The 24,813-nt window shown below is 73.3% G+C and carries 21 protein-coding genes and 1 pseudogene; 11 read left to right on the top strand and 11 right to left on the bottom strand.

The features are described 5' to 3' along the window. Nucleotides 1–4 precede the first annotated feature (4 nt). Both AKI01S_RS25510 and AKI01S_RS25515 read right to left on the bottom strand, forming a co-directional pair. Nucleotides 5–454, bottom strand: coding sequence for a roadblock/LC7 domain-containing protein (locus AKI01S_RS25510; protein WP_067823107.1), 450 nt, complete (start codon nucleotides 452–454; stop codon nucleotides 5–7). Further along, nucleotides 451–3,729 carry a sensor histidine kinase gene (locus AKI01S_RS25515; RefSeq protein WP_067823112.1) on the bottom strand — a complete coding sequence of 1,093 codons (3,279 nt, stop codon included), beginning with the start codon at nucleotides 3,727–3,729 and terminating at the stop codon, nucleotides 451–453. Before AKI01S_RS25515 ends, AKI01S_RS25510 begins: the two co-directional genes overlap by 4 nt. A 671-nt stretch (nucleotides 3,730–4,400) precedes the next feature. Here AKI01S_RS25515 and AKI01S_RS25520 point away from each other — a divergent pair. The 9 genes and pseudogenes from AKI01S_RS25520 to AKI01S_RS25560 all read left to right on the top strand — a co-directional run bounded on the left by AKI01S_RS25520 (nucleotide 4,401) and on the right by AKI01S_RS25560 (nucleotide 13,585). After that, nucleotides 4,401–5,384, top strand: a complete 984-nt coding sequence (locus tag AKI01S_RS25520) for an ABC transporter substrate-binding protein (protein WP_067823115.1) — start codon at nucleotides 4,401–4,403, stop codon at nucleotides 5,382–5,384. Beyond that, nucleotides 5,381–6,157: an ABC transporter permease gene (locus AKI01S_RS25525; protein ID WP_067823118.1), complete on the top strand. Its 777-nt coding sequence runs from the start codon at nucleotides 5,381–5,383 to the stop codon at nucleotides 6,155–6,157. Before AKI01S_RS25520 ends, AKI01S_RS25525 begins: the two co-directional genes overlap by 4 nt. Next, complete coding sequence (locus tag AKI01S_RS25530; protein WP_067823121.1) at nucleotides 6,154–6,948, top strand: ABC transporter permease; 795 nt, start codon at nucleotides 6,154–6,156, stop codon at nucleotides 6,946–6,948. Before AKI01S_RS25525 ends, AKI01S_RS25530 begins: the two co-directional genes overlap by 4 nt. Nucleotides 6,949–7,011: 63 nt before the next feature. Continuing rightward, nucleotides 7,012–8,274 (top strand): flavin-dependent oxidoreductase, encoded by a 1,263-nt coding sequence (locus AKI01S_RS25535; RefSeq protein WP_067823124.1) that lies wholly within the window; start codon nucleotides 7,012–7,014, stop codon nucleotides 8,272–8,274. A 107-nt stretch (nucleotides 8,275–8,381) separates the two neighbouring features. After that, nucleotides 8,382–9,131: pseudogene (locus AKI01S_RS54855) on the top strand (ABC transporter ATP-binding protein); the annotation flags it as partial. Nucleotides 9,132–9,728: 597 nt separating this feature from the next. Continuing rightward, nucleotides 9,729–10,703, top strand: a complete 975-nt coding sequence (locus AKI01S_RS25545; RefSeq protein WP_067823127.1) for an ABC transporter substrate-binding protein — start codon at nucleotides 9,729–9,731, stop codon at nucleotides 10,701–10,703. Nucleotides 10,704–10,713: 10 nt separating this feature from the next. Next, nucleotides 10,714–11,499, top strand: coding sequence for an ABC transporter permease (locus tag AKI01S_RS25550; protein WP_067823130.1), 786 nt, complete (start codon nucleotides 10,714–10,716; stop codon nucleotides 11,497–11,499). Next, nucleotides 11,496–12,269: an ABC transporter permease gene (locus AKI01S_RS25555; RefSeq protein WP_157420136.1), complete on the top strand. Its 774-nt coding sequence runs from the start codon at nucleotides 11,496–11,498 to the stop codon at nucleotides 12,267–12,269. The genes AKI01S_RS25550 and AKI01S_RS25555 overlap by 4 nt, the downstream gene beginning before the upstream one ends. 38 nt (nucleotides 12,270–12,307) lie before the next feature. Continuing rightward, on the top strand, nucleotides 12,308–13,585 hold the full coding sequence (locus AKI01S_RS25560; protein ID WP_067823133.1) for a flavin-dependent oxidoreductase: 1,278 nt from the start codon (nucleotides 12,308–12,310) through the stop codon (nucleotides 13,583–13,585). Here AKI01S_RS25560 and AKI01S_RS25565 read toward each other — a convergent pair. The 9 genes from AKI01S_RS25565 to AKI01S_RS25605 form a co-directional block, all read right to left on the bottom strand. Then, nucleotides 13,569–13,958 carry a hypothetical protein gene (locus AKI01S_RS25565; protein ID WP_067823136.1) on the bottom strand — a complete coding sequence of 130 codons (390 nt, stop codon included), beginning with the start codon at nucleotides 13,956–13,958 and terminating at the stop codon, nucleotides 13,569–13,571. The genes AKI01S_RS25560 and AKI01S_RS25565 overlap by 17 nt on opposite strands. A 17-nt stretch (nucleotides 13,959–13,975) precedes the next feature. Continuing rightward, a complete protein-coding gene (locus AKI01S_RS25570; protein ID WP_067823139.1) occupies nucleotides 13,976–15,652 on the bottom strand; it encodes a bifunctional 3'-5' exonuclease/DNA polymerase in 1,677 nt (558 codons plus the stop codon). 111 nt (nucleotides 15,653–15,763) lie between these two features. Then, nucleotides 15,764–16,279, bottom strand: a complete 516-nt coding sequence (locus AKI01S_RS25575) for a DUF4234 domain-containing protein (protein WP_067823142.1) — start codon at nucleotides 16,277–16,279, stop codon at nucleotides 15,764–15,766. A gap of 81 nt (nucleotides 16,280–16,360) precedes the next feature. Continuing rightward, the gene (locus tag AKI01S_RS25580) at nucleotides 16,361–17,902 is read right to left on the bottom strand and encodes a metallophosphoesterase family protein (protein ID WP_067823145.1); all 1,542 of its coding nucleotides are present in this window, start codon (nucleotides 17,900–17,902) and stop codon (nucleotides 16,361–16,363) included. Between the two features lie 98 nt (nucleotides 17,903–18,000). Continuing rightward, complete coding sequence (locus AKI01S_RS25585; RefSeq protein ID WP_067823149.1) at nucleotides 18,001–19,659, bottom strand: monocarboxylic acid transporter; 1,659 nt, start codon at nucleotides 19,657–19,659, stop codon at nucleotides 18,001–18,003. Continuing rightward, the gene (locus AKI01S_RS25590) at nucleotides 19,656–20,096 is read right to left on the bottom strand and encodes a DUF485 domain-containing protein (RefSeq protein WP_084000238.1); all 441 of its coding nucleotides are present in this window, start codon (nucleotides 20,094–20,096) and stop codon (nucleotides 19,656–19,658) included. The genes AKI01S_RS25585 and AKI01S_RS25590 overlap by 4 nt, the downstream gene beginning before the upstream one ends. Nucleotides 20,097–20,334: 238 nt before the next feature. Next, entirely contained in the window at nucleotides 20,335–20,733 is a 399-nt protein-coding gene (locus AKI01S_RS25595; protein ID WP_067823153.1) for a YccF domain-containing protein, read from the bottom strand. A 475-nt stretch (nucleotides 20,734–21,208) separates the two neighbouring features. Then, the gene (locus tag AKI01S_RS25600) at nucleotides 21,209–22,099 is read right to left on the bottom strand and encodes a diacylglycerol/lipid kinase family protein (protein WP_067823158.1); all 891 of its coding nucleotides are present in this window, start codon (nucleotides 22,097–22,099) and stop codon (nucleotides 21,209–21,211) included. 3 nt (nucleotides 22,100–22,102) lie between these two features. Beyond that, the gene (locus AKI01S_RS25605; protein WP_067823179.1) at nucleotides 22,103–23,710 is read right to left on the bottom strand and encodes an FAD-binding oxidoreductase; all 1,608 of its coding nucleotides are present in this window, start codon (nucleotides 23,708–23,710) and stop codon (nucleotides 22,103–22,105) included. Nucleotides 23,711–23,774: 64 nt separating this feature from the next. Here AKI01S_RS25605 and AKI01S_RS25610 point away from each other — a divergent pair, with 64 nt between their 5' ends. Both AKI01S_RS25610 and AKI01S_RS25615 read left to right on the top strand, forming a co-directional pair. Then, nucleotides 23,775–24,371 carry a TetR/AcrR family transcriptional regulator gene (locus AKI01S_RS25610; protein WP_067823163.1) on the top strand — a complete coding sequence of 199 codons (597 nt, stop codon included), beginning with the start codon at nucleotides 23,775–23,777 and terminating at the stop codon, nucleotides 24,369–24,371. Beyond that, nucleotides 24,368–24,813: FAD-dependent oxidoreductase (locus AKI01S_RS25615; RefSeq protein WP_157420137.1), on the top strand; the 446-nt coding region annotated here is incomplete at its 3' end. The genes AKI01S_RS25610 and AKI01S_RS25615, both read left to right, overlap by 4 nt.

Genomic DNA, 24,813 nt, shown 5'->3' on the forward strand with positions numbered 1-24,813 from the left:
CAGGTCAGTAGCGGGCCGGTCCGGCGCCCATCTCCGGGACCGGCGGTCCCCCGTAGGGCGACTTGTCGGGGGCCCCTCGCAGCGCCGGGGTGAGCACGCGTCCCACCCGCTCCACCAGCAGGGTCATCTCGTAGGCCACCAGACCCAGGTCGCAGTCGGGCGCGGCCAGCACGGCGAACACCGCGCCGTTGGCGATCGACATCACGAACAGCAGCCCGCGGTCCATCTCGACGACGGTCTGGCTCACGCCGCCCGCGTCGAAGATCTTGGCGGCGCCCTGGGTGAGGCTCATCAGACCCGACGCGATGGCCGACAGCTGGTCGGCGCGCTCCGGCGGAAAGCCCGCCGAGTAGGCCATCGGCAGGCCGTCGGAGGAGACCACCACGGCGTGCGCGACCTTCGGGACGCTGTCCGCGAAGTTCGTCACCAACCAGTTGAGATCCTGCCCGTTCACCGGGTTCCTCCCGTCTCTCCGTCGTTCCACGACGACGGACCCTCACCTGTCGTGTCGGCCGGCCCGGTTCCCCGCACCTGGCTGCGGCCACGGCTGACGCCGCGCTGCAAGCTCGCGAAGCGGTTGCGGACGTTGTCGGCCGACTGTTCCCGGGCCGGTTCCCGCGGCGGCGCCGCGGGAGCGGGGCCGGCCTGGGAGCGCTGGGCGCTGACCGCGCCGGGCACCCGGTTCTTGCCGGGGACCCGCTTGGGCAGCCCGACGGCGGTGCGATCGCCCGCCACCGGTTTGGCGGCCGCCTCGGCGGCCTGGAAGCCCGCGTCGGCGGGCGAGGACCAACCCTTCATCGGATCCTCCGCCACCGCGTCGTCGTCCCGGCGCTGGAACCACTCCGACTGCATCGCGTCGAAGATCGGCGAGCGCTGGGGCCGCTGCGCGGCGGGCCGCTGGCGAGGCGGGGCCGGTTCGGCGGGCCGTGTCTGGTCGTTCCGCCGGGTCGGTTCGGTCTGCTGGACGGGCGGCTCGGGGATCGGTTCCTCCAACGTGAACGGCTGGTTCGCGGGCGGACGCTCCCCCCACCGGTCCTGTGGTTCGGCCGGGACCCGGTCCTGCGGCCCGGTGTCCCAGGACACCTGCCGGGGAGGCTCGGGGCGCTGCGGCGCGGGCCGGGGAACCTCCGGCTGGGCCTCGGGCACGACCGGGGTCGGCCGCTCGGGACGCCGTCCGTCGCCCTGCGGCCGGGATCGGCCGGGCAGGTGCGAGCCGGGCTGCCGCTGGGGCAGCCCGCCGGAGGCGGCCTCGTGGCCGGAAGCGTCGTGGTCGGCGGCCGGGTGGTCCGGGTACTCGGGGTACTCGGCGGTCCCGCCCGCCTGCGGGGTCGGTCCGGTGTCGGCGGGCGCGCGGTGCGCGCCGGTGCCGTTCACCGAGCGGAGCTCGCCGGTGTCGCCGAACGCCCGGTGCGAACCGGTGTCGTTCAGGGCGCGGTGCGAGCCGGTGTCGTTCAGGGCCCGGTGCGAGCCGGTGTCGCCGAACGCGCGGTGCGAGCCGGTGTCGCCGAACGCGCGGTAGGAACCGGACTCGCCCGGCCCGCGGTACGCGCCGGAGTCGTCCGCGGCCCGGTGGGAGCCGGACTCGTCCATGGCGCGGTGGGAACCGGACTCGGCGACGGCCGGGAAGCCCCCGGTGTCGCGGCGCGGCGCCGGCCGCCCGAACTCGTCCTCGCGCTGGTACCGGCCGCCGCCCGGGACGGGTGGCCCGTCCGGCGCGGGGGGCTCGGCCAGCGCGACCGGCGCGGCGGCGGTCGGCAGCGGGCCGGACGACGCCTCGGGGAAGGCGGCCATCTCGTGGGGGCGCTGCTCGGGGCCGCCGAAGGCGCGCGAGCCCACCCCGCCCGCCTCGGTCGGGGTGACCAGGGTGTCGGGCAGGATCACGAACGCGGTCAGGCCGCCGCCCTGCGCGGCGCGCAGCTCGACGCGGATGCCGTGCCGGATCGCCAGGCGGCCGACCACGAACAGGCCCATGCGGCGGGCGGCCGAGAAGTCGATGATCGGCGGGTTGGCCAGGCGCCAGTTGGCCTGCTCCAGCTCCTCGGGCGACATGCCGACGCCGTTGTCGTTGATCTGGAGCATCGCGCCGCCGCCGCTGAGCAGCTGGCCCGACACGGTGACCTTGGTGTTCTCGGCGGAGAACACGGTGGCGTTCTCGATCAGCTCGGCCAGCAGGTGGACCAGGTCGTTGACGACGGGGCCGGAGACCCGCATGTCGCCCTGCACGCGCAGCGCGACGCGCTCGTACTGCTCGACCTCCGACAGCGAGGCGCGCACGACGTCGATCAGCGGCACCGGCTGGGTGCGGCGGCGCACCTGCTCCTGGCCGCCGAGGACCAGCAGGTTCTCGCAGTTGCGGCGCATGCGGGTGGCCAGGTGGTCCAGGCGGAACAGGTTGGCGAGCTGCTCCTCGTCGCGCTCGCTCTGCTCCAGCTCCTCGATGAGGCGCAGCTGGCGTTCGATGAGCGACTGGCTGCGGCGCGACAGGTTGACGAACATCGCGTTGATGTTGCCGCGCAGCACGGCCTCGTCGGCGGCCAGCCGGACCGCCTCGCGGTGGACCTCGTCGAACGCCCGCGCCACTTCACCGATCTCGTCGGTGGAGTCGATGTCGATCGGCTCGACCTCGATGCCGCCGGCGGCGGCCTCGGGGTCGCGCAGCCGGTCGACCAGGCCGGGCAGCCGGGTGCCGGCGACCTCCAGCGCGCCGCCGCGCAGCCGCCGCAGCGGGCGCACCAGCGACCGGGCGACCAGCACGGTGGTGAACAGGACGATGATCAGGACCGCCGCCAGCAGCGCCGCGTCGCGGATCGCGCCGGTGGTGGCCTCGTCGCGCAGCTGGGCGCTGCGGTTGGTCAGCGAGCGCGCCAGCGCCGCCTCGACGGTGCGGGCGCGGTCGGTGCGGGCGCCCATGTCCTGGTTCCAGCTGGCGACCTGGCTGGGGCCGAGCGGACGGATCGACAGGTTGGCGTTGGAGCGGGCCCGGACCATCGCGGTGACCCGGGTGTACTCGGCGCGGTCCAGCTCGGGGCCGGTGACGGTGTCCTCGTACAGCTGCCGCTGGGCGGGCGAGGCCGCCGAGCGGAACGTGGTCAGCGAGCTGTCCCACTCCGAGCGCGCCTTGTCCATGGCCGCCAGGTCACCGGCGTTGAACCGCCTGGTCCACAGCGCGATGTTCAGCAGCGACTGCTCGCGGGAGGCGGCGTCCTTGGCGCGCGCCAGCACCGACAGCGCCAGCGCGTTCTGCGCCAGGTCGGTGCGCGGCGCGCCCTGGGCGAGCTGGATGTGGAAGGAGTTCAGGTCGGTGACGGCGTCGGAGTACTTCTCGTTGATGGCGCTGGCGCCCATGCGCTGGGAGAGCAGGCGCAGCGAGTTGAGCCCGTCGACGCGGGTGACGGTGTTGCCGATCACCAGCTTCAGCCGCGGCGCGTCGGTGGTGTCCACCTCGCGGGCGGCGGCGCGGACCCGGGCGGCGGCCTGGTCGACCGCCTGCTGGCTGCGCTCCACCGCCTCCTCGCCGCTGCGGCCGCCCGAAGCGGCGCGCTCGACGAGCGCGGTGCGCTCGGTCTGCAGCTCGTGCGACATCTGGGCCAGCCGCTCACCGAACGTGGCCAGCTTCTCCATCCGCTGGAAGCTCTGCGCGTCCTGCCAGGCGACCGAGACGCGGTAGCCGGCCAGCAGCGCGGCGACCGTCGTGGGGATCGCGATCAGGGCGAAGAGGCGGACCGACACCCGCCAGTTACGCAGCCGGAACCGGCCCGACCGCGTGCCCCCGGGACCGGGGTCTGCGCTGGTCGGCGGGGACGCCTGGGGTGTCTCTGGGGACTCGGGGAGTCCTTGCGCTTTCGGCACTGCCCTCCGCTACCTCTCACCGCGTTCTCTGGTTCCCGGCGCGACCGTGATCTCGCTCCTCGTCGCGCGGTGCCCGTGTGGCCCGCGCCCGACGAGCGCGGAACATTGCAACACAGAGCGACCGCCAGAGCCAACCCGAACGATCACAATGACGGTATTTTCGGTGTGGACCACCGCAAGGTACGGCACAACGCCGGTCGGCTCGACAGGGGGAGCCTCGGGCGGAACGGCCCGCCAGATGGGGCCCGGAGGGGCCACACCGGCACACCGTACTCCCGGATCCCCCGATCATTACACACGGCGGTGGCCGCATACGTCACAATTGGCCCCAATTGATCCATGCAGCCCCTCCCTCACCGGAGTCGGTAATGGACCGATCGCGGCGAGTATCCCTCCGGGAGGGATGCTCGAAATCTTCGTCAGAAGGACATCAACATGTGATCTTTCCGGCCGATCTCCCCGGTCACAGGCCGGTTGGGGGTGCGCTACGCTCCCGCACTGGTTGAAAGATCACTTTCATCTCTCGTCATCCCCCGCAAGCTGGAGCAGACATGCCTGCCATCCGTCGCCGTTCCGCCGTCCTGAGCGGAGTCCTCGCCCTTGCGGTCGCGGCCACCGCCACCGCCTGTGGTGGCGATGACAAGCCCAAGTCCGCCAACGGGCTGGAGAAATCGGAGATCACGGTCGGCACGATGCCGGTCGGTGACACCGCCCCCCTGCAGCTCGCCATCAGCAAGGGCCTGTTCAAGGCCGAGGGCCTCACCGTCAAGACCAAGATCATCGCCGGTGGCCAGGTGGCCATCCCGCAGCTCAAGGGCGGCCAGCTCGACGTCTCCTTCACCAACTACGTCTCGCTGTTCTCGGCCGCCGCCAAGAACGACTTCAAGCCGCGGATCGTCGCCGAGGCGTTCCAGAGCGGCCCCAAGACGCACGTGCTGCTGGTCCCCAAGGACTCCGACATCCGCTCGGTGAAGGACCTGGCGAACAAGAAGATCGGCGTCAACACCAAGCGCAACGTCTCCACGCTGCTGGTCCGCGCCGCCGCCAAGCCCAACGGCGTCGAGCTGGACGAGGACAAGAACTTCGTCGAGATCCCCCCGCCCCAGATGGAGCTGGCGCTGAAGAACAAGAGCGTCGACGCCGTCCAGGCGATCGAGCCGTTCGGCACCCAGATGCAGAGCTCGATCGGCGCCCGCGTGCTGACCGACCTGTCCTCCGGCCCGACCGCCGACTTCCCGATCGCCGGTTACGCCTCCACCGACCAGTTCGCCACCAAGAACCCCAAGACGGTGGCGGCGTTCCAGCGCGCGATGGCCAAGGCCCAGGCGATGGCCGCCGACCGCAAGATCGTCCAGGACGTCCTGCCGACCTACAGCAAGGGCATCACCGCCCAGATCGCCTCGACGATGAACTTCGGCAGCTACCCGACCTCCCTCAGTGACACCCGCCTCCAGCGCGTCGCCGACGTCATGCAGCAGTTCGGCTACATCACGAGCCGCCTTGAGGTGAAGCCGCTGCTGGTCACGGGCTCATGAGGCCGCGCCGGCTGCTGCTGGGCGCCGGCGGCGCGCTCGGCGTGATCGCCGTCGCCGAACTGGCCAGCCGCACCGGCCTGGTCGACCCCGCCGCGCTGCCGCCCGCCTCGACCATCCTCGGCCGGGCGGCCGGCCTGACCGTCGACTCCGAGTACCTCACCGACCTGACCGTCACGCTGCGCGTGTGGGCGGGCGGCCTGCTGCTGGCGGTGCTGGTCGCGGTGCCGCTGGGCGTGGTGCTCGGGTCGGTCCCGGCGCTGGGCACCGCCGCCCGGGTGCTGGTGGAGCTGTGCCGCCCGATCCCGTCGGTGGCGCTGATCCCGCTGGTGATGGTGCTGTTCAGCTCCGCGACCCAGATGACGATGTCGCTGGTGTTCTACGCCTCGCTGTGGCCGATCCTCGTCAACACGCTGTACGCGCTGCGCGACGTGGACCCGGTCGCCAAGGAGACGCTGGCCTCGTTCGGGTTCGGGCGCCTGTCGGTGCTGTGGCGGGTGTCGCTGCCCAGCGCCGCGCCGTTCATCGCGACCGGAGTGCGCATCTCGGCGTCGGTGGCGCTGCTGGTGTCCATCAGCACCGAGCTGCTGGCGGGCGGCGGCGACGGGCTGGGCGTCTACCTCAACGAGACCCAGACCGGCAGCGGGCAGGTCGACGTCATGCTGGCCGTGGCCTGCTGGGCGGGCCTGCTGGGGCTGCTGATCAACGCGCTGCTGGTCGGCGCCGAACGGCTGGCGTTCCGCTGGAACACGGCCCGGGTCGAGGGGGTCTCATGAGGGCGTTGCGCTGGTCCGTGGAGCGGCTGTGGCTGGTGGCGGGCCTGATCGCCCTCTGGGAGGTCGGCACCCGCGCCGCGGGCGCCAGCGACTTCCCGCCGCCGTCGCAGATCGTCAAGGGCCTGTACGAGCTGTGGTTCTCCGGCCCGGCCTCCCGCGGCTTCCTCACCGAGCAGGCGGTGGACGACTTCTCCACCAGCCTGGGCAACCTGTTCGTCGGGTGGATCCTGGCGGGCCTGGTCGGGGTGCTGCTGGGCGTGCTCGTCGGCCGGTCGGCGGTGCTGAACGAGCTGCTCGACCCGGTCATGCAGTTCGCGCGGGCGATCCCGCCGGCCACCCTGCTGCCGTTCTTCATCGTGGTGTTCCAGCTCGGCACGACCATGCAGATCGTCACGATCGCGTTCGGCGTGGTCTGGCCGGTGCTGCTGAACACCACCGACGGCGTCCGCTCGGTGGAGCGGCTGTACCTGGAGACCGCGCGGGTCTTCAACATCTCCGCCGCCCGCCGGATGACGACGATCATCCTGCCCGCGGCGGCCCCGAAGATCTTCGCGGGGCTGCGGGTCAGCCTGTCGTTCGCGCTCATCCTGATGGTGCTGGCCGAGCTGACCGGCAGCACCTCCGGGCTCGGCGCCCGCATCATCAACGCCCAGCGGGCCTTCGAGATGACCCAGCTGTGGGCGGGCATCGTGATGCTGGGCGTGCTGGGCTGCCTGTTCAACGGGCTGTTCGCGCTCCTGGAGAAGCGGCTGCTCGCCTGGCACTCGGGCATCCGGAGGCTCACCACCTGACCCGGCGGGGCGGCGGCGCGGCCGCCGCCCCGCCCGTTCCCGAACGCTTTGGAGAGATGTGACATGCGCGTCCTCATCGCCGGAGCGGGCATCGGCGGGTTGACCACCGCGCTGAGCCTGCACGCCGCCGGCATCGAGGCGGCCGTCGTCGACGCGGCGACCGAGCTGCGGCCGCTCGGCGTCGGCATCAACCTGCTGCCGCACGCCGTCCGCGAGCTCACCGAGCTCGGCCTGGGCGACGCGCTGGCGGCCACCGGCGTCGCGACCGGCGAGATGGTCCACTTCGACCGGCACGGCGGCCGGATCTGGGGCGAGCCGCGCGGCCGGGCCCTCGGCTACGACTGGCCGCAGTACTCGGTGCACCGCGGCGAGCTGCAGATGATCCTGCTGACGGCGGTGCGGGACCGGCTCGGCGCGGACGCGGTCCGCACCGGCACCCTCTGCGAGGGCTTCGAGCAGGACGGCGCCGCGGTGCGGGTGCGGCTGCGCGACCGGGTGTCGGGCGCCGTCGAGATCGTCACGGCGGACGCGCTGGTCGGCGCGGACGGGCTGCACTCGACGATCCGCCGCGCCCTGCATCCCGACGAGCCCGCGCCGCTGTGGAACGGCATCCGCATGTGGCGCGGCACCGTCGAGGGCGAGCCGTTCCTGACCGGCCGGACCATGGCGGTGGCGGGCAGCAACACCGCCGCCAAGCTCGTCGTCTACCCGATCGCCGAACGCGGCGACAAGGTCCTGCTCAACTGGGTCGCCGAGGTCAAGCTCACCGACGGCCGCCCGGTCGGCCCGGCCGACTGGAGCCGCGCGGGACGCCTGGCGGACGTGCTGCCGCACTTCGCCGACTGGCGGTTCGACTGGCTGGACGTCCCGGCCATGCTGGCGGCCACCGACGAGATCCTGGAATACCCGATGGTGGACCGCGACCCGCTGCCGTCCTGGGGCGAGGGCCGGGTGACGCTGCTGGGCGACGCCGCCCACCCGATGTACCCGATCGGCTCCAACGGCGGCTCACAGGCCGTCATCGACGCCCGCGTCCTGGCCTGGGAGCTCGCGCGCGCCGCCGACCCGGCCGCCGGGCTGGCCGCCTACGAGGCCGCGCGCCGCGAGACCGTCAACGCGATCGTGCTGGCGTGCCGCGACATGCCCGCCGACCGCGTCCTGCACACCGTCGGCGAACGCGCCCCCGGCGGTTTCGACCGCGTGGAGGACGTGCTGACGTCCGAGGAGCTCGCCACCATCACCGGTGCCTACCGGCAGACCTCGTTCTCCGACGCGGCGGCCCTCAACGCCCGCCCCTCCCTCACCCCGACCCTCGCCGACCGCTAGCCGTCCGGCGTTACGGTGACTCCCACACGCACGGCCCCCACGGACGCATCCCCCACGGACGAACCCCCACTGACATCCCCTCGACAGCCCTGGGCACGGTGACACGAATGCTGGAGATCAAGGACCTCACCCACAGTTACGGCGACCACGTCGTGCTGGAGAAGCTGAACCTGGAGGTGGCGCAGGGCGAGCTGGTCAGCATCGTCGGCCCCTCCGGCTGCGGCAAGTCCACCCTGCTGCGCAACATCGCCGGTCTCATCGCCCCGACCAGCGGCTCGGTCGTCCTCAACGGCACGCCCATCCAGGGCGTCCCCGACGACCTGGCGGTGGTGTTCCAGGACTACAGCCGGTCGCTGCTGCCGTGGCTGACCGTCCGCGACAACGTGGCGCTGCCGCTGCGCCGCAAGGGCGGCTCCAAGGCCGAGCGCCGCGCCCAGGCCGAGACGGCGCTGGAGTCGGTCGGGCTGGCCGACGCGGGCAAGAAGTACCCCTGGCAGCTGTCGGGCGGCATGCAGCAGCGCGTGTCGATCGCCCGCGCGCTGGCCTACCGGCCGTCGCTGCTGCTGATGGACGAGCCGTTCGGCTCGGTGGACGCCCAGACCCGCGAGGACCTGGAGGACCTGGTCCTGAAGGTGCACCGGGAGGAGGGCATGACGATCCTGCTGGTCACCCACGACATCGACGAGAGCGTCTACGTCGGCGACCGGGTCGTGGTGCTGGGCCGCAACCCCGGCCGCGTCCGCGCCGAGCTGCCGGTGGAGCTGCCCGCCGACCGCGACCAGATCGGCACCCGCGCCGACGCCGAGTTCGTGCGGCTGCGGGCCGAGGTGGGCAAGCTGGTGCGCGGCGCGGCCGCCGCCGACCCCATGCCCGACGAGCACGAGCCCGCCGCTGGTACCGCCAGGGACGAGAAGCCGAAGGGCGCCGGAAAGACCAAGCGAGTCAAGAAGGTCAGGAAGGCCGACGCGGCCAAGGCGGACGAGGCGAAGGACGAGCGCGAGGACGGGCTCGAAACCGGGTCCGTGGCGGAGGGTGAGAACGCCGATACGGCCGAGGACGAGGCCGCGAAGGCAGTCAAGAAGACGGTCAAGGACGGCGACGAGACGACCGCCGAGGCCGGGACCAGCGACGACGCCGAGGGTGGGACCGCGCGCGGGAACGGGGACGAAAGCGCGGAGCAGACGGCGGAGAAGGCCGAGGACAAGCCCGCGGACAAGGCCGAGGGTGAGGCCGAGGGCGACGTCGCGGACGAGGCCGAGGAGGTCCCGAAGGACGCCGAGGCGGCGAAGGGCGACAAGCCGACGGGCGTGATGTCAGCGGCCAAAGTCAAGAAATGAATTTGAAAACGTGATCATCTCGTCATCACGGTCCTCCTGACGCCCGCCCCCGCTGCGCTACAGTCCCGGTGATCTTTTCCTGACAGCTTGACCCCTTCTTCCCCCCAAGGAGCGTCAATGCCTTTCAGTTTCACCCCGACCCGGCGCGCCGCACTGGGCGCACTCCTCGCCGCCGCGCTGCCGCTCAGCGCCTGCGGCGGCGGCGAGGAGAAGCCGAAGAACGGCCTGGAGAAGTCCGAGATCACGGTGGGCGTCATGCCCATCACCGAGGGCGCGGCGATCCAGATCGCCCAGTCCAAGGGCTTCTTCAAGGCCGAGGGCCTGACCGTGAAGGTGCGCCGGATCACCGGTGCCGCCGAGGCGCTGCCGCAGCTCAAGGGCGGCAGCCTCGACATCGCCCACGCCGGGCACGTGGGCGTCATCCAGGCCCACGCCCAGGGTGCCCACAAGCTGCGCATCCTGGCCGAGGCGTCGGCCATGACCAAGAACCTCACCTGCATCCTGGTGCCCAAGGACTCCAACATCCGCTCGCCAAAGGACCTCGCGGGCAAGAAGATCGGCACCAACGCCCGGGGCAACCAGACGAGCCTGCTGATGCGGGCCGCGCTGGCCCCCTACCAGGTGAAGATCGACGAGCAGAAGGACGTCGTCATGGCGCCCTTCCCCAACCAGGAGCAGCTCCTCAAGAGCGAGCAGGTCGACGCGGTCGTGGTGCCCGAGCCGTTCGTCACCCAGATCCAGCAGTCCACCGGCGCGCGGATCCTGACCGACTTCTCCACCGGCCCGACGACCGACTTCCCGATCACGGGCTTCACCTCGACCGAGCAGTTCGCCGCCCAGAACCCCAAGACCGTCGCGGCGTTCCAGCGGGCGCTGGTCAAGGCGCAGAACCTGGCCGCCGACCGGGCGGTGCTCAAGCAGGAGATCCCCAAGTTCACCCAGCTCAGCCCGCAGATCGTCGACACGATCAGCATGAACGCCTTCCCCACCTCCACCCGCGCCCAGCGGATCCAGAAGGTGGCCGACGTCATGAAGCAGTTCGACTACCTCAAAGAGCCGTTCGACGTGAAGTCGATCGTCGTCGAGAACTGATCGGGGACCGATGGCTCTCACGCGTACCGCCCGGCTCGCCCTCGGCGCGGCCGGAACGGTGGGCGCGGTCGTCACGGCCGAGCTGGTCACCCGCCTGATCGGCGATCCGTCGCAGGTGCCGCCCGCCACCACCGTGCTGTGGCGGGCGGCCGTGCTGGCCGCCGACGGCGGATACCTGACGCAGGTCGCCGACACGCTGCGGGCGTGGTTCGGCGGCCTGCTGCTGGCCACGCTCGGCGCGGTCGCGCTGGGCCTGGTGCTCAACGCGACGCCGTGGCTGAACGACGCCGCCCGCCTGGTGGTGGAACTGCTGCGGCCGATCCCATCGCTGGCGCTGATCCCGCTGGCCATCGTGGTGTTCGGGATGCCCAGCCAGAGCAAGACGGCGCTGGTGTGCTACGCCGCGACCTGGCCCATCCTGATCAACACGCTGTACGCGCTGCGGGACGTGGACCCGGTCGCCAAGGACACGCTGCGCAGCTTCGGGTTCGGCCCGGTGTCGGTGCTGGCGCGGGTGTCGCTGCCCAGCGCCGCGCCGTTCGTGGCGACCGGCGTGCGGATCTCCGCGGCGGTCGGGCTGGTCGTGGTGGTCAGCACCGAACTGGTCGCCGGAGCCGGGGAGGGCGTCGGCGGCTACCTGATGGACGCCCAGTCCGGCGGCGGACGGCCCGACCTGATGCTGGCCGGGGCCGTGTGGGCCGGGCTGCTCGGGATGCTGGTGAACGCCGCGCTGGTGGCGGCGGAGCGGCGGGCGTTCCGCTGGCACACCGCCCAGACCGGGGAGGCGACGCCGTGACGGTGCTGCGCAGGACCTGGCTGGCGGTGCTGCTGGCCCTGGTGTGGGAGGCGGCCTCCCGCGCCGCCGCCGACGACTTCTTCCCTCCGCCCTCCCGCATCGTGGCGGCGCTGCACCGCATCTGGCTGACCGGCCCGGCCGACCGGCTGTTCCTCACCGACAAGGCCCTGGACGACTTCGGCCCGAGCCTGCGGAACCTGTTCCTCGGCTGGGGGCTGGCCACCGTGCTCGGGGTGGTGCTGGGCGTGCTGCTGGGCCGCTCCGAACGCGCCCGCGCGGCGCTGGACCCGGTGCTGCAGTTCGGCCGCGCGGTGCCGCCGCCGACGCTGATCCCGTTCCTGCTGGCGGTGCTGGACCTGGGCATGCAGTTGCAGGTCGCCACCATCACGTTCGGCGTGCTGTGGCCGGTGCTGCTCAACACCGCCGACGGGGTGCGGGGCGTGGACCGGCTGCAGCTCGACACCGCCCGCGTGTTCGGCATCACCGGCGCGACCCGGCTGACCCGGATCGTGCTGCCCGCCGCCGCCCCCAAGATCTTCGCGGGGCTGCGGATCGGGCTGGCCTTCGGGCTGATCCTGGTGGTGGTCTCCGAGCTGGTCGGCGCGACCACCGGGATCGGCGCGCACCTGATCAACGCCCAGCAGAGCTACCAGATGTCCGAGATGTGGGCCGGGATCGTGCTGCTGGGCGTGCTGGGCTGCCTGTTCAACCTGCTGTTCCACCTGGTGGAGCGGCGGACGCTGGCCTGGCACCACGCCGCGCGCGGCTGACCGGCGCGACCCGCACGACCGACCCTGGAGGAGTGAGCATGCGCGTTCTGATCGCGGGCGCCGGGATCGGCGGCCTCACCGCGGCGCTGTCGCTGCGCGCCGCCGGGCTCGACGCCCGGATCGTGGACTCGGCGCGGGAGCTGCGGCCGCTCGGCGTCGGCATCAACCTGCTGCCGCACGCCGTCCGCGAGCTCACCGGGCTCGGCCTGGGCGACGCCCTGGCCGCCACCGGCCTGCCGGCCGAGGAGCTGGTGCACTTCGACCGGCACGGCAACCGGGTGTGGGGCCAGGCGCGCGGGCGGCGCCTCGGCCACCGGTACCCGCAGTACTTCGTCCACCGCGGCGAGCTGCAGATGCTGCTGCTGGCGGCGGTGCGGGAGCGGCTCGGCGCGGACGCGGTCCGCACCGGCACGGCGGTGACCGGGTTCGAGGACACCGGGACCGGCGTCCGCGTCCGGCTGCGCGACCAGGCCACCGGCGCCGAACGCGAGGAGACCGCCGACGTGCTGGTGGGCGCGGACGGGCTGCACTCGGCGGTGCGGCGCGCCCTGCACCCCGGCGAGGGCGGGCCGCTGTGGAACGGGGTGCGGCTGTGGCGCGGCGTCACCGAGGCCGACCCGTTCCTGACCGGCCGCACCATGGCGGTCCTGGGCACCCGGTTCCGGGCCAAGTTCATCTGCTACCCGGTGTCGCGGGAGGCCGACGGGCGGGGCCGCGCGCTGGTGAACTGGCTGGGCGAGGTGCAGGAGCCGACCACCGAGCTGACCGAGATCGCCGACTGGGACCGCACCGGGCGGCTGGCCGACGTGCTGCCGTACTTCGCCGACTGGAAGGTGCCGTGGCTGGACGTGCCGGGACTGATCCGCGGCGCGGACCGGATCCTGGAGTACCCGATGGTGGACCGCGACCCGCTGCCGTTCTGGAGCCGGGGCCGGGTGACGCTGCTGGGCGACGCCGCCCACCCGATGTACCCGCTGGGGTCCAACGGCGGCTCGCAGGCCGTCGTGGACGCCCGTGTGCTGGCCTGGGAGCTGGCGCGCGCCGACGGCGCGGTGGAGGGGCTGGCGGCCTACGACGCGGCCCGCCGGGAGGAGGTGAACGCGATCGTGCTGGCCAACCGGACCAACCCCGGCGACGCGATCCTCGACGCGGTCGCCGAGCGCGCCCCGGACGGCTTCGACCGGATCGAGGACGTGCTGACGCCGGAGGAGCTGGCCCCGCTGGAGGGCGGCTACCGGCAGATCACCCACACCGACGCGGTCGACGGGGACTCGCCCTGGACGGTGCGGCCGGACGGGGTCACCTCCGGCGTCTGAGCCGGGCCCGGCGGCGGTCCGGCGGGGCGTCGCGCCACCGGTAGCGGTCGCCGGACCAGGCCGCCGCCTGCTCGGCGACGTCGAGCGGCGCGGCGTGCAGGACGCGGCGGGAGACGTCGAACTCCTCGAACAGGCCGGTGTCCAGCAGCGCGTCGCCCAGGGCCCCGTCCAGCGCCGTGAGCGCGGCCAGCGGGCTCGCGCCCTCCAGCACGGCACGGACCAGCACGGTGTTGCCGGGCCCCTCGGCGACGTCCAGGGAGTCGGTCACGCGCCGCCGGGACAGCGCGTCGGCCAGCGCGGCGCGGGCGCCGTCGCGCTCGTCGCGCTGCCCTCCCGTGTAACGGATCTCGATGAGCCCGGCGTACATCACCATGACGGCATTGTGCGCCCCTACTTGGCGTCCGCGTAGGCGTCGACGACCGCGATCTCCATGGGGAACACGACCGGGGTCCGCCCGAACAGCAGCCGTCCCGCCTCCTCGGCGGCGGCGCGGATCTCCCCGGCGACGCGGTCGGCCAGCCCGGCGGGGGTGTGCACGATGACCTCGTCGTGCTGGAAGAACACCAGGTGCGGGGGGCCGAGCGCGCGCAGCCGCAGCCGCAGGGTCGCCAGCAGCACCAGCGCCCAGTCGGCGGCGGTGGCCTGGACGACGAAGTTGCGGGTGAAGCGGCCCCGGCCGCGCAGCGCCGACGCCGACCGCTCGTCGCCGGTCGCGGTCAGCGCCCGCCAGTCCGCCGAGGGCGGCGGGCAGGTGCGGCCGAGCCGGGAGCGGACGAGCTGGCCGCGCTCCCCCGCCCGCGCCGCCGCCTCCACGTACCCGAACGCGTCGGGGAAGCGCCTCTTCAGCACCGCCAGCAACTGCACCGCCTCCCCGGTGCCGCCGCCGTACATCGCCGACAGCAGCGCGAGCTTGGCCTTCTCCCGGGCGGTCAGCTCCCCGCCATCCGGGAACGCGTCCGACAGCGCCGCGTACAGGTCGCCCTGCGCGGCCGCGTCGGCGAACGCCCGGTCCCCCGCCAGCGCCGCCAGCACCCGCGGCTCCAGCTGGGCGGCGTCCGCGACGACCAACGACCATCCCGGATCGGCGACGACGGCCCGGCGCAGCACGCGCGGGATCTGCAGCGCGCCGCCGCCGTTGGTGGCCCACCGCCCCGACACCACGCCGCCGACCACGTACTCGGGCCGGAACCGCCCGTCGCGCACCCACGTGTCCAGCCACGTCCATCCGTGCGCCGTGTACAGCCGCGCCAGCTCCTTGTACTCCAGCAGCAGCGGGACCGCCGGATGGTCGACCCGCTTGAGCACGTGCGCCCGCGTGGAGGCGACCGGCAGCCCGGCGGCGGCGAACGCCTTCACGATCTGCGCCGGGGAGTCGGGGTTGACCGGGGTCCGCCCGCCGAACGCGGCGTTGATCCGGTCGGCGAGCTCCTGGAGCCGGCGGGGCCGCAGCCCGCCGCCCGGCCGGGGGCCGAGCATCTCGGTCAGCAGCGCGTCGTGCCGCTCGGCCGACCACGGCAGCCCGTCGTGGCCCATCTCGGCCGCGACCAGCGCGCCCGCCGACTCGGCCGCCGCCAGCAGCGTGAACCCCTCGATCCCGGCGACGCGCCGCAGCTGCTCGGCGTACACGCCCGTGACCTTCGCGATGTCGTCGCCCGCCGGGGCCCCCTCACCGGGCGGGGCGCCGTCGAACAGCGCGTCGTCGAACAGCGACGCCTGCGGCGGCGCCTCCTCCGGCCGCCGGTCCTCGGGCACGGGCTCGCCCCGCATCCGCGCCCAGGCCGCCGCGACCGACCGGGGCTCCCCGTACCGACCCGCGTGCCCCGACAGCAGGCTCTCGACGAGCTCCAGGTCGTGGCAGCGCGCCACCCGGACCCCGGCGCGCAGCAGCGCCGGGTACACCCGCGCGGTCGAGGCCCACACCCAGCGCGGCGCGTCGGAACGTTCCCGCGCGGCGACCGCGGCCACCAGGTCGGCGACGGTCTCGGGCTCCCCCGCGGGCGCGCCGTCCTCGGCGAGGGCCTGGAGCGTGCCCCCGCCGCCGGCTCCGACGGCCACCGCGATCCTCACCGGATCATTCTCGCGCCCGCCACCGACAGAACGGAGAAACCCCTCCGCGCCCGGGCAGGGCGCGGAGGGGCGGCGCGGTCAGGGGGAGGGGACGCGTGGGAAGGGGACGCGTCAGGCGGCGAGCGGGACCTGCTGGCCGGCCGGGGCGCCCTGGTAGCGGTCGACGACCTTGTTCAGCTCGATCTGGTAGTACAGGACGCCGAAGCCGAAGATGCCGAGCAGGAAGCCGAGCGCGGCGTTGCAGCTGCCCGGCAGGCCCGCGGCGCGCTGCGCCTGGGAGATCCGTCCGGCCAGCTTCACCCACATCACCAGCGGCCAGATGCCGAGCGTGATGAACCCGAACAGCAGCGACAGCAGCGCGTTGACCGCGGAGTTGCCGATGCGGCGGTCGTAGCCGTGCAGTTCCTCGTGCACCTTGTAGAACCAGACCAGGCCGTAGATCCCGAGCGTGATCATCGGCAGGCCGAGCCAGGCGCCCAGGGGGTTGCGGCGCTTCATCTGGTAGCCGGCGCCGACCGGCTGGGGCGCGTGCTGGGGCGCGTGCTGCGGCAGCGGGGCCTGGGCGTGTCCGGCCTGGGCGTGCTGCTGCTGGTAGGGCTGTCCCTGGCCTTGCTGGGGGTAACTCATGGCGGACGAATCTACGGGAGGAACACCCGCCGAACTGACCAATCCCCCTTCTTGTTACCCAACTGTCAGGTTCGCGGTCGATCAGGTGTCACCGGACGGGCTCCGCAAGGGGATCGTCACCTCGTCCTCGCACGGCGGATCGGTCTCCTGGTCGCCGCAGCCGGTGACGGCGAAGCAGCGGATCCGCAGCTCGGTCCCGGTGACGTCGATCCGCAGGAAGCTCTTGAAGAACGGCGGCCGGTCCCAGTCGGCCAGCTCCGACCGGAACCGCTGCGGCAGCCGCTTCACCGGCAGCCGCAGCCTGCGCCGCCCTCCCCCGGCGCGCGGCACGCCCAGCAGGGCGGCGACCAGCAGCGCCCGCCGCGACGGCCGCGAGGCCTCCCCGTCCCCGTAGGACCGCGCCGGGGTGATCCCGAGGCGGTGCCGGACGGCGGCGGTCGCCTCCCGCGGCGTCAGCTCGAACAGCCCCGGCAGCCGCAGCACCCGCCCGTACAGCCTGCTGTAGCGCGACAGCGAGTCCCCGCGCAGCGGGTAGCAGCGGAACGCGTCCTCGTCCACCAGCCGCGTCCTGGGGATCGTGTGGGTGGCGTGCATGAAGGCGCCGCCCCCGCCCGCGACCACGTACTGGATGACGCGGTCGCCGACCCGGACCGGGTAGCGCTGGTAGTTGTGGATGTCGCCGCCGATCGCCGCGACGTAGTGGTGGGCCGGGTCCGCCACGATCTCGTCGACGGTCCCGCCGCCCTCGATCGGGCACGGCCTCACCCGGTCGTCCACCCGCAGCGGCTTGCCGGTGATCAGCAGTTTCGGCTTGGGCCCGGCCGACACCCCGCGCAGCCAGCGGCCCTGGTCGGCGTCGATGGTCCCGGTGATGCCGGTGTCGATGCCGACGATCCGCAGCGACGGGGTGTCGATCGTCCAGTACGGTCCGGGCTGCGTCGCCCGCTGCGCGGGCGCGCCCCGGTGCTCGCGCCGCGCCCGCGCCAGCGCGGCCTCGTCGACCGCGCCGGGCCGCCGCCACAGCAGCCTCGGCACCAGCCCCAGCGGCCCCTGCCACCGGTCGGGCAGGCAGTCGGCCGTCAGGTCGCAGAACACGTGCAGGAAGCCGCGCAGCCCGTCGTACCAGTCGTGGTTGCCGGGCACCGCGTAGATCGGCCCCGGGTAGTCGCGGTAGGGCCGGAAGAACTTCTCCGGGTAGTCGGCGGCGTCGCCGGCGGGGTAGATGACGTCGCTGGCGATCACCATGAAGTCGGTGTCGGCGCCGGCGTTCAGCAGCGGCGGCACCACCGCGTACTGGGACCGGTCGCCCTCGCCGGTGTCGCCCGTCAGCAGGAACGAGAACTCCGCCGCCTGCCGGTGCATCGTGAACCCGGCGGGGGTGCCGCGCTCGGTGAGGGCCGCCACGCAGCGGCGGCGGATGGCGTTGGAGGGGTCGCCGAACAGGTGCGCGACCACGTCGTTGCGCGACCGCCACAGCACCAGCGGGCGGCGCCAGGAGAACGCCGACACCCGTTCGGGCAGCAGGTCCTCGAAGCTGCCCGGCGTCCGGCAGCTCCATCCCGCTCCCGCCTCCGACTGCCGCGAGTTGCCCGAGGCGGGGGACGCGGGACGGTCTCCGGACACAGAAAACCTCCGGGGGGTAGGGGGTGGTCTCACCCTTCCCCGGAGGTGATCTGCGCGTCAAGCCGTTCGGCGCGCCCCCGCGCGAAACGGTTTTCCGGTCAGTGCGCGCCGGTCCCGGTGAGCGCCCGGACCTCCAGTTCGGCGAACTTGTCGTCGGTCCTCTCCTTGGACAGGACCGTGCCGAGGTAGGCGCACAGGAACCCGACCGGGATGGAGATCAGGCCGGGGTTCTGCAACGGGATCATCGCGACGACCGTGTCGCTGAACAGCGCGGTCGGGTTGCCCGCGGGCAGGGTGGAGGACTTGCCGCCCCAGCAGATCGGGCTGAGCAGCACCACGCCGAGCGCCGAGATCAGGCCGCCGTAGATGCCCGCGACCGCGCCGACGGTGTTGAACCGCTTCCAGAACAGCGAGAACAGCAGCGTCGGCAGGTTCGCCGAGGCGGCGATCGCGAAGGCCAGGGCCACCAGGAACGCCACGTTCATCCCGCGCGCGAAGATCGACAGCACGATCGCCACCGCGCCGATCACCAGCGCGGCGATCTTCGCCATCTTCACCTCGTCGCGCTCGGTGGCGTTCCCGCGGCGCAGCACGTTGGCGAAGATGTCGTGGGAGAACGAGGAGGACGAGGCGAGGGTGAGCCCGGCGACCACGGCCAGGATCGTCGCGAACGCCACCGCCGCGATGATCGCCAGGAACACCGCGCCGCCGGTGGAGCCCGCGCCGCCGCCGAGGGTCTCGGCCAGCTGTGGCGCGGCGGTGTTGCCGCCCTTGTCCTGCGCGGCGATCGCCTTGCCCCCGACCAGCGCCGCCGCGCCGAACCCGATCACCAGGGTCATCAGGTAGAACGCGCCGATGATGCCGATCGCCCAGTTCACCGAGGTGCGCGCGGCGCGCGAGTTCGGCACGGTGTAGAAGCGGATCAGGATGTGCGGCAGGCCGGCGGTGCCCAGCACCAGCGCCAGGCCGAGCGACAGCAGGTCCAGCTTGGACCACATGTCGGTGGCGCCGTACCGCAGGCCCGGCTGCAGGAACGCGTCGCCCTTGCCGCTCTTGGCGGCGGCGTCGCCCAGCAGGCTCGACAGGTTGAAGCCGTACTTGGACAGCACCCAGACCGTCATGATGAACGCGCCGGTCATCAGCAGCACGGCCTTGACGATCTGGACCCAGGTGGTGCCCTTCATGCCGCCGACGGTGACATAGAAGATCATCAGGGCGCCGACGATGACGATGGTCCAGATCTTGGTGGCCTCGCTCTGCGAGCCGAGCAGCAGGGTCACCAGCGAGCCCGCGCCGACCATCTGCGCCAGCAGGTAGAAGATCGACACGACGATGGTCGAGATGCCGGCGGCCGCGCGGACCGGGCGCTGCCGCATCCGGAACGCCAGCACGTCGGCCATGGTGAACCGGCCGGAGTTGCGCAGCAGCTCGGCGATCAGCAGCAGCGCCACCAGCCACGCGACCAGGAACCCGATCGAGTAGAGGAAGCCGTCGTAGCCCGACAGCGCGAACATGCCCGCGATGCCGAGGAACGAGGCGGCCGACATGTAGTCACCGCCGATCGCCAGGCCGTTCTGCATGGCCGAGAACGACCGGCCGCCCGCGTAGTAGTCGGCGGCGGTGCGGGTCTGCCGGCTCGCCCACACGGTGATGTAGAGGGTGACCGCCACGAAGAGGGCGAACAGCACGAGGGAGAACGTGCGGTGCTCGTTCTCGGCCGCCGCCAGCACCGGCGCGGCCAGCGTCTGGCGGATCATCGCTCGTCCTTCCGGGGGGCCTGGTCCTCGGGACCGTTCTCGGGGGTGGTCTCAGGGCCGTTCTCGACGGCGGCCCGGTCGGCGCTCGCGGCGACACCGGAGGTGTCGACGGAGGCGGCCAGGGGTTCCAGCTTCCGGCGGGCGTACCGCTCGTACAGCACCGCGATGGCGAACGTCGAGACGAACTGCAGCAGGCCGAACACCAGGGCGACGTTGATCTCGCCGACCACCTTGGTGCCCATGAACCCGCGCGCGTACGCCGACAGCACCACGTACAGCAGGTACCAGACGAGGAACGCGACCGTCATCGGGAAGACGAAGCGGCGGAACGCCGCGCGGAGCCGTTGGAACTCCACGCTCTGCTCGATCCGCAGATACGCGCCGTTGTCGTCGCCGCCGCCACCTGCGGGTCCGGGTCCGGATGCCTTTGTTGTCACATGCACCTCCGGCAAATGATCACACCCCCGAATGGTCTCTGTCCGTGAACGGCGGCCACGATGCCCCACGGAAGTGGCCGGTGAAGGCCATTTGACCAAAAGCTTGGTTGGGGTGGAGAGGGGGGAGATCCAGTCGATGCGGTGCCGATGCCGGAACGAGATCTATGCCACAGTTCGCACCGCGATCGGGTGATCACGCTCCGTCCGGGGACCGGCGGCTCCGCCCGGACGGCGCCGGTCAGCGCACCCCGAACGTCGCCCGGTCGCCGGTCGGCACGATCTCGCGGCCGAGCGGTGTCAGCGACACCGGGATGAGTTTGAAGTTGGCGATCCCGAGCGGGATCCCGATGATCGTCACGCACAGCGCGAGCCCGGTGAGCAGGTGGCCGATCGCCAGCCAGATCCCGGCCACCAGGAACCAGATCACGTTGCCGACCGCCGACCCCGTCCCGGCGTCCGGGCGGCGCGCGATGGTGTTGCCGAACGGCCAGAGCGCGAACAGCGCGATCCGGAACGAGGCGATGCCGAACGGGATCGTGATGATCAGGACGCAGCAGACGATCCCGGCGATCCCGTAGCCGATGGCCAGCCAGAGACCGGACAGGACCAGCCAGACGACGTTCAGCAGGGTGCGCACGGGGCCTTACCCTACGGCCGCGGGCGGCCGGGGACCAGACATGGCGGCGGGGCGTGTTCCCGGCGCGCGGGGCGGACAGCACGAGGACCCGGCCGCTCTGGAGCGTCCGGGCCCGGTGGCTGGTCATCTCAGGTCACGCTGCGCACCGGAACGGGTCGGAACCGGGCGGCCGCGACCGCGCGGGTCGGGGGACCGTCCGCAGCGCCCCCGACAAGCGTGGTGGACGCCGGCGCCACCCCCGTAGACACCGGCGCCACCACGGCGAGGGTGCCTGCGGTCATCATGAGTCCCCCCAGAACGGCGAGCTGTCGCCTTCCCATGATGCCTCCACAGACGACCCTGTAGATCCCTCAATCGGGACTAAACACGACGCTATCGGCCTGCCTGTAATGCCTTCGTAAACCAACCCAAATGGAGTGATCAAAAGTCGGACGGTTACGCCGGGGTCCGGTAACGCCCCCTCCGGGGCCCCCGTCTAGGGGGCGAGGACCCGCAGCGCCCCCGGCATGACGCGGGCGGTCACCGGCAGCGTTCCGGGCAGCTCGCCGTCGGCCCCGTAGGGCAGGACGCGGCCCGCCATCGCCGGGGTGTCGGCCAGCTCGATGCGGACCTCCCGGCCGCGCAGCACCTCCACCTGCGGACGGCGCACGTGCGACCCGTCCGACAGCTCCCGCATGACGCCGAAGAACAGCGACCTCGGCCCGTGCCGCACGATCACGACGTCGAGCAGCCCGTCGTCCACGCTCGCGCCGGGCGCGATGTGCCGTCCGAAACCGTAGAAGCCGGAGTTGGCGGCGACGACCGTGTAGCCCCGCCGCCGGTACCCGGTCCCGTCGACGGTCACGACGTAGTCGGCGGGCCTCCAGGACAGCACGGCGCGCAGCGCGCCCACGTAGTAGGAGGCCGAGCCGCGCAGCAGCCGCGTCCGGTTGGCGTTGTCGTTGGCGACGGCGTCCACGCCCGCGTAGACGCTGCCGAGGACGGGGGTGCCGTCGGCGTCGATGGCGTCCACGGCGCGGGGCTCGCCCTCCAGCAGCAGCGCGGCGAGCGCGGCCGGGTCGCGCGGGACGCCGAGCTGGCGGGCGAAGTCGTTGCCGCGCCCGGCGGGCACGATGCCGAACACCGCGCCGGTGCCCGCCAGCGCGCCGCCGACGCAGCCGACCATGCCGTCGCCGCCGACGCCCAGCACGACGTGCCCGGCGTCGGCCGCGCCGCGCGCCAGCGCCCTGGCGTGCTCCAGGCCCCGGCTGTACTCCACGACGACCTCGGCCCCGGCCTCGCGCAGCAGCCGGGCCAGCGGGACCAGGGTGGCGGCCGAGGTGGAGCCGCCGGAGGTGGGGTTGACGACCGCCGTGAACGTGCGCACGGGCTACTCCTCGGGGGAAGCGGGGGTGATCAGCACACCGGGGTTGAGGATCCCGGCCGGGTCCAGGCCGTTCTTGACCGCGCGCAGCACGTCCACGCCGAGCGGGCCGATCTCGCGGGCGTACCAGTCGCGGTGGTCGGTGCCGACGCCGTGGTGGTGGCTGATGGTGCCGCCCGCCGCGAGGATCGCGTCGTTGGCGGCGTGCTTGGCCTTCGCCCAGTGCGCGACCGGGTCCTCGCCCTGGGCGGACACGACCGTGAAGTAGAGGGAGGCGCCGGTGGCGTACACGTGCGAAATATGGCACATCACCAGCGGCGGGGTGCCGGCGGCGCCGAGGGTGTCGGTGAGCGCCGTCCGGACGGCCGCGTACAGCCCCGGGATGTCGGCCCAGAACGCGGCGGTCTCCAGGGTCTCGGCGAACGCGCCGACGTCCAGCAGCGCGTCGCGCAGGTAGGGGGCGTTGAAGCGGCCGTGCTCCCACTTCTCCCCCGGCCCGGCGCCGAGGGGCTCGCCGCCCGCGCCGGCGAGGACCGCGCGGACCTTCTCCCGGCGTTCGGCGATCCGGCCCCGGGCGCCCTCGAAGCCGATGACCGCCAGGCAGCCCGAGGCCGCCGACAGGCCCGCGCCGACCGCCGCCGGGTCGGCCAGGCCGATCATCGTCTCGGTCTCGTCGGACAGCCGCAGCACCGCCGGCAGCGGCCCGTCCTGGGCGACCCGGCGCAGCGCCGCCGCGCCGGCCTCGAACGAGGGGAACCGCCAGCCCTCGTAGGCCGACTCCTCCGGCACCGGGTGGATCCGCACGCGGACGGAGGTGATGACGCCGAACGCGCCCTCCGACCCCAGCACGAGCTGGCGCAGGTCCGGCCCGGCGGCCGACCGCGGCGCGCGGCCCAGGTCGAGGGTGCCGCGCGGGGTGGCCACGGTGAGGCCCACCACCATCTCGTCGAAGCGGCCGTACCCGGCCGACGCCTGCCCGCTGGAGCGCGCGGCGGCGAACCCGCCGATGGAGGCCCACTCGAACGACTGCGGGAAGTGGCCGAGGGTGTAGCCGCGCCCGTTCAGCAGCGCCTCGGCCCGCGGGGCGCGCAGCCCCGGCTGGAGGACGGCCGTGCGGGAGACCTCGTCCACCTCGACCAGGGCGTCCAGGCGGCGCAGGTCCAGCGCGACGAACGCCGCGACCCCCCGCGGGGCCAGGCCGCCGACCACCGAGGTGCCGCCGCCGAACGGGACCACGGCGATCCGCCGCTCGGTGCAGGCCGCCAGGACCGCCAGCACCTCCTCGTGCGAGCCGGGCAGCACCACGGCGTCGGGGGCGTCGGAGGTCTCGCCCGCGCGGATGCGCAGCAGGTCGGGGGTGGACTTGCCGCGGGTGTGCCGCACGCGGGCCTCGGCGTCGGTGCGCACGTGCTCCCCGCCCGCCGTGCCCCCCACCGCGTCGCGCAGCGCGGCCAGGTCGGCCTCGGACAGCCGGGGGTCGGCGAGGGTGATCTCGTGCAGCCCGGCGGGCCGCGCGTCGCCGGGCCGGACGCCCAGCAGGTCGCGCAGCAGCCCGGTCACCGGCTCGGGCAGCGGGGTCGCCTTGGCCGGATCTCCCCAGCCGCTCCAGAGCATGTCCCGCGTCTCCACACCGTCTCCCTCTGTCGTCACCCGGAACGTGTGGCTTACACTGTGACATATGACGTCGAATCGTCACAACAGGACCGATGACGACAGCGTGCTGGACGCCGCCCGCGACTGCGTGCTGGCCGTCGGGGTGCGCCGGACCACGCTGACCGACATCGCCCGCCGCGCGGGGGTGTCGCGGATGACGCTGTACCGGCGCTGGCCGGACGTGCGCACGATCGTCGGCGATCTGATGACCCGGGAGTGGACGGCGCTGGCGACCGCCGCGCAGCCGCCCGACGACGGCCGCCCCACCCGGGAACGCCTGGTGGAGGGTCTGGTCGCCGGGGTGCGGACGTTCCGCGACCACCCGCTGCTGCGCAAGATCGTCGAGGTGGACCCCGAGCTGCTGCTCCCCTACGTGCTGGACCGGCGCGGCGCGAGCCAGGAGGCGTTCCTGGCGATCCTGGAGGCGGCGGTGCGCGCCGGGCACGCCGACGGCTCGGTCCGCCCCGACCACCCGGTGCGGCAGGCCCGCGCGGTGCTGCTGGTCATCCAGTCGTTCGCGCTGTCGGTCCCGACGATGACCGAGGCCGCCGACCCCGAGCTGTCCCCCGACGCGTTCGACGCCGAACTCCGCCACACCCTGGAGAGGACCCTCGCCCCATGATCTCGCCCGCCCGTTCCTCGCTGAACGCCGAGCGCCGCGCCCGCGAGCTGGACGCCCTTCCCGACGAGGTGGTGGACGTGCTGGTGGTCGGGCTGGGCGCGACCGGCGCGGGGGTCGCGCTGGACGCCGCCGCGCGGGGGCTGTCGGTGGCCGCGATCGACGCGCACGACCTGGCGTTCGGCACCTCCCGCTGGAGCTCCAAGCTGATCCACGGCGGGCTGCGCTACCTGGCGTCCGGGCAGGTGGACGTCGCCCACGAGAGCGCCGTCGAACGCGGGTTCCTCATGGCCCGCACCGCCCCGCACCTGGTGCGCGCGACGCCGTTCGTCCTGCCGCTGACGCCGATGGTGTCGCGCGGGCAGGCGGCGCTGACGTTCGCGGGGCTGCGGGCGGGCGACGCGCTGCGGGCCGCGGCCCGCACGCCGCGGGCGCTGCTGCCCGG

Origin of the sequence: Actinomadura kijaniata NBRC 14229, from assembly GCF_001552175.1 — a bacterium.
GTDB classification, from domain to species: domain Bacteria; phylum Actinomycetota; class Actinomycetes; order Streptosporangiales; family Streptosporangiaceae; genus Spirillospora; species Spirillospora kijaniata.

Bases quoted from the DNA above. Each gene is read 5' to 3' on its own strand.
- AKI01S_RS25550 (WP_067823130.1), top strand. From the start codon at position 10,714: ATGGCTCTCACGCGTACCGCCCGGCTCGCCCTCGGCGCGGCCGGAACG.
- AKI01S_RS25535 (WP_067823124.1), top strand. From the start codon at position 7,012: ATGCGCGTCCTCATCGCCGGAGCGGGCATCGGCGGGTTGACCACCGCG.
- AKI01S_RS25575 (WP_067823142.1), bottom strand. From the start codon at position 16,279: ATGAGTTACCCCCAGCAAGGCCAGGGACAGCCCTACCAGCAGCAGCAC.
- AKI01S_RS25585 (WP_067823149.1), bottom strand. From the start codon at position 19,659: ATGATCCGCCAGACGCTGGCCGCGCCGGTGCTGGCGGCGGCCGAGAAC.
- AKI01S_RS25520 (WP_067823115.1), top strand. From the start codon at position 4,401: ATGCCTGCCATCCGTCGCCGTTCCGCCGTCCTGAGCGGAGTCCTCGCC.
- AKI01S_RS25610 (WP_067823163.1), top strand. From the start codon at position 23,775: ATGACGTCGAATCGTCACAACAGGACCGATGACGACAGCGTGCTGGAC.
- AKI01S_RS25605 (WP_067823179.1), bottom strand. From the start codon at position 23,710: ATGCTCTGGAGCGGCTGGGGAGATCCGGCCAAGGCGACCCCGCTGCCC.
- AKI01S_RS25560 (WP_067823133.1), top strand. From the start codon at position 12,308: ATGCGCGTTCTGATCGCGGGCGCCGGGATCGGCGGCCTCACCGCGGCG.
- AKI01S_RS25565 (WP_067823136.1), bottom strand. From the start codon at position 13,958: ATGGTGATGTACGCCGGGCTCATCGAGATCCGTTACACGGGAGGGCAG.
- AKI01S_RS25530 (WP_067823121.1), top strand. From the start codon at position 6,154: ATGAGGGCGTTGCGCTGGTCCGTGGAGCGGCTGTGGCTGGTGGCGGGC.
- AKI01S_RS25525 (WP_067823118.1), top strand. From the start codon at position 5,381: ATGAGGCCGCGCCGGCTGCTGCTGGGCGCCGGCGGCGCGCTCGGCGTG.
- AKI01S_RS25545 (WP_067823127.1), top strand. From the start codon at position 9,729: ATGCCTTTCAGTTTCACCCCGACCCGGCGCGCCGCACTGGGCGCACTC.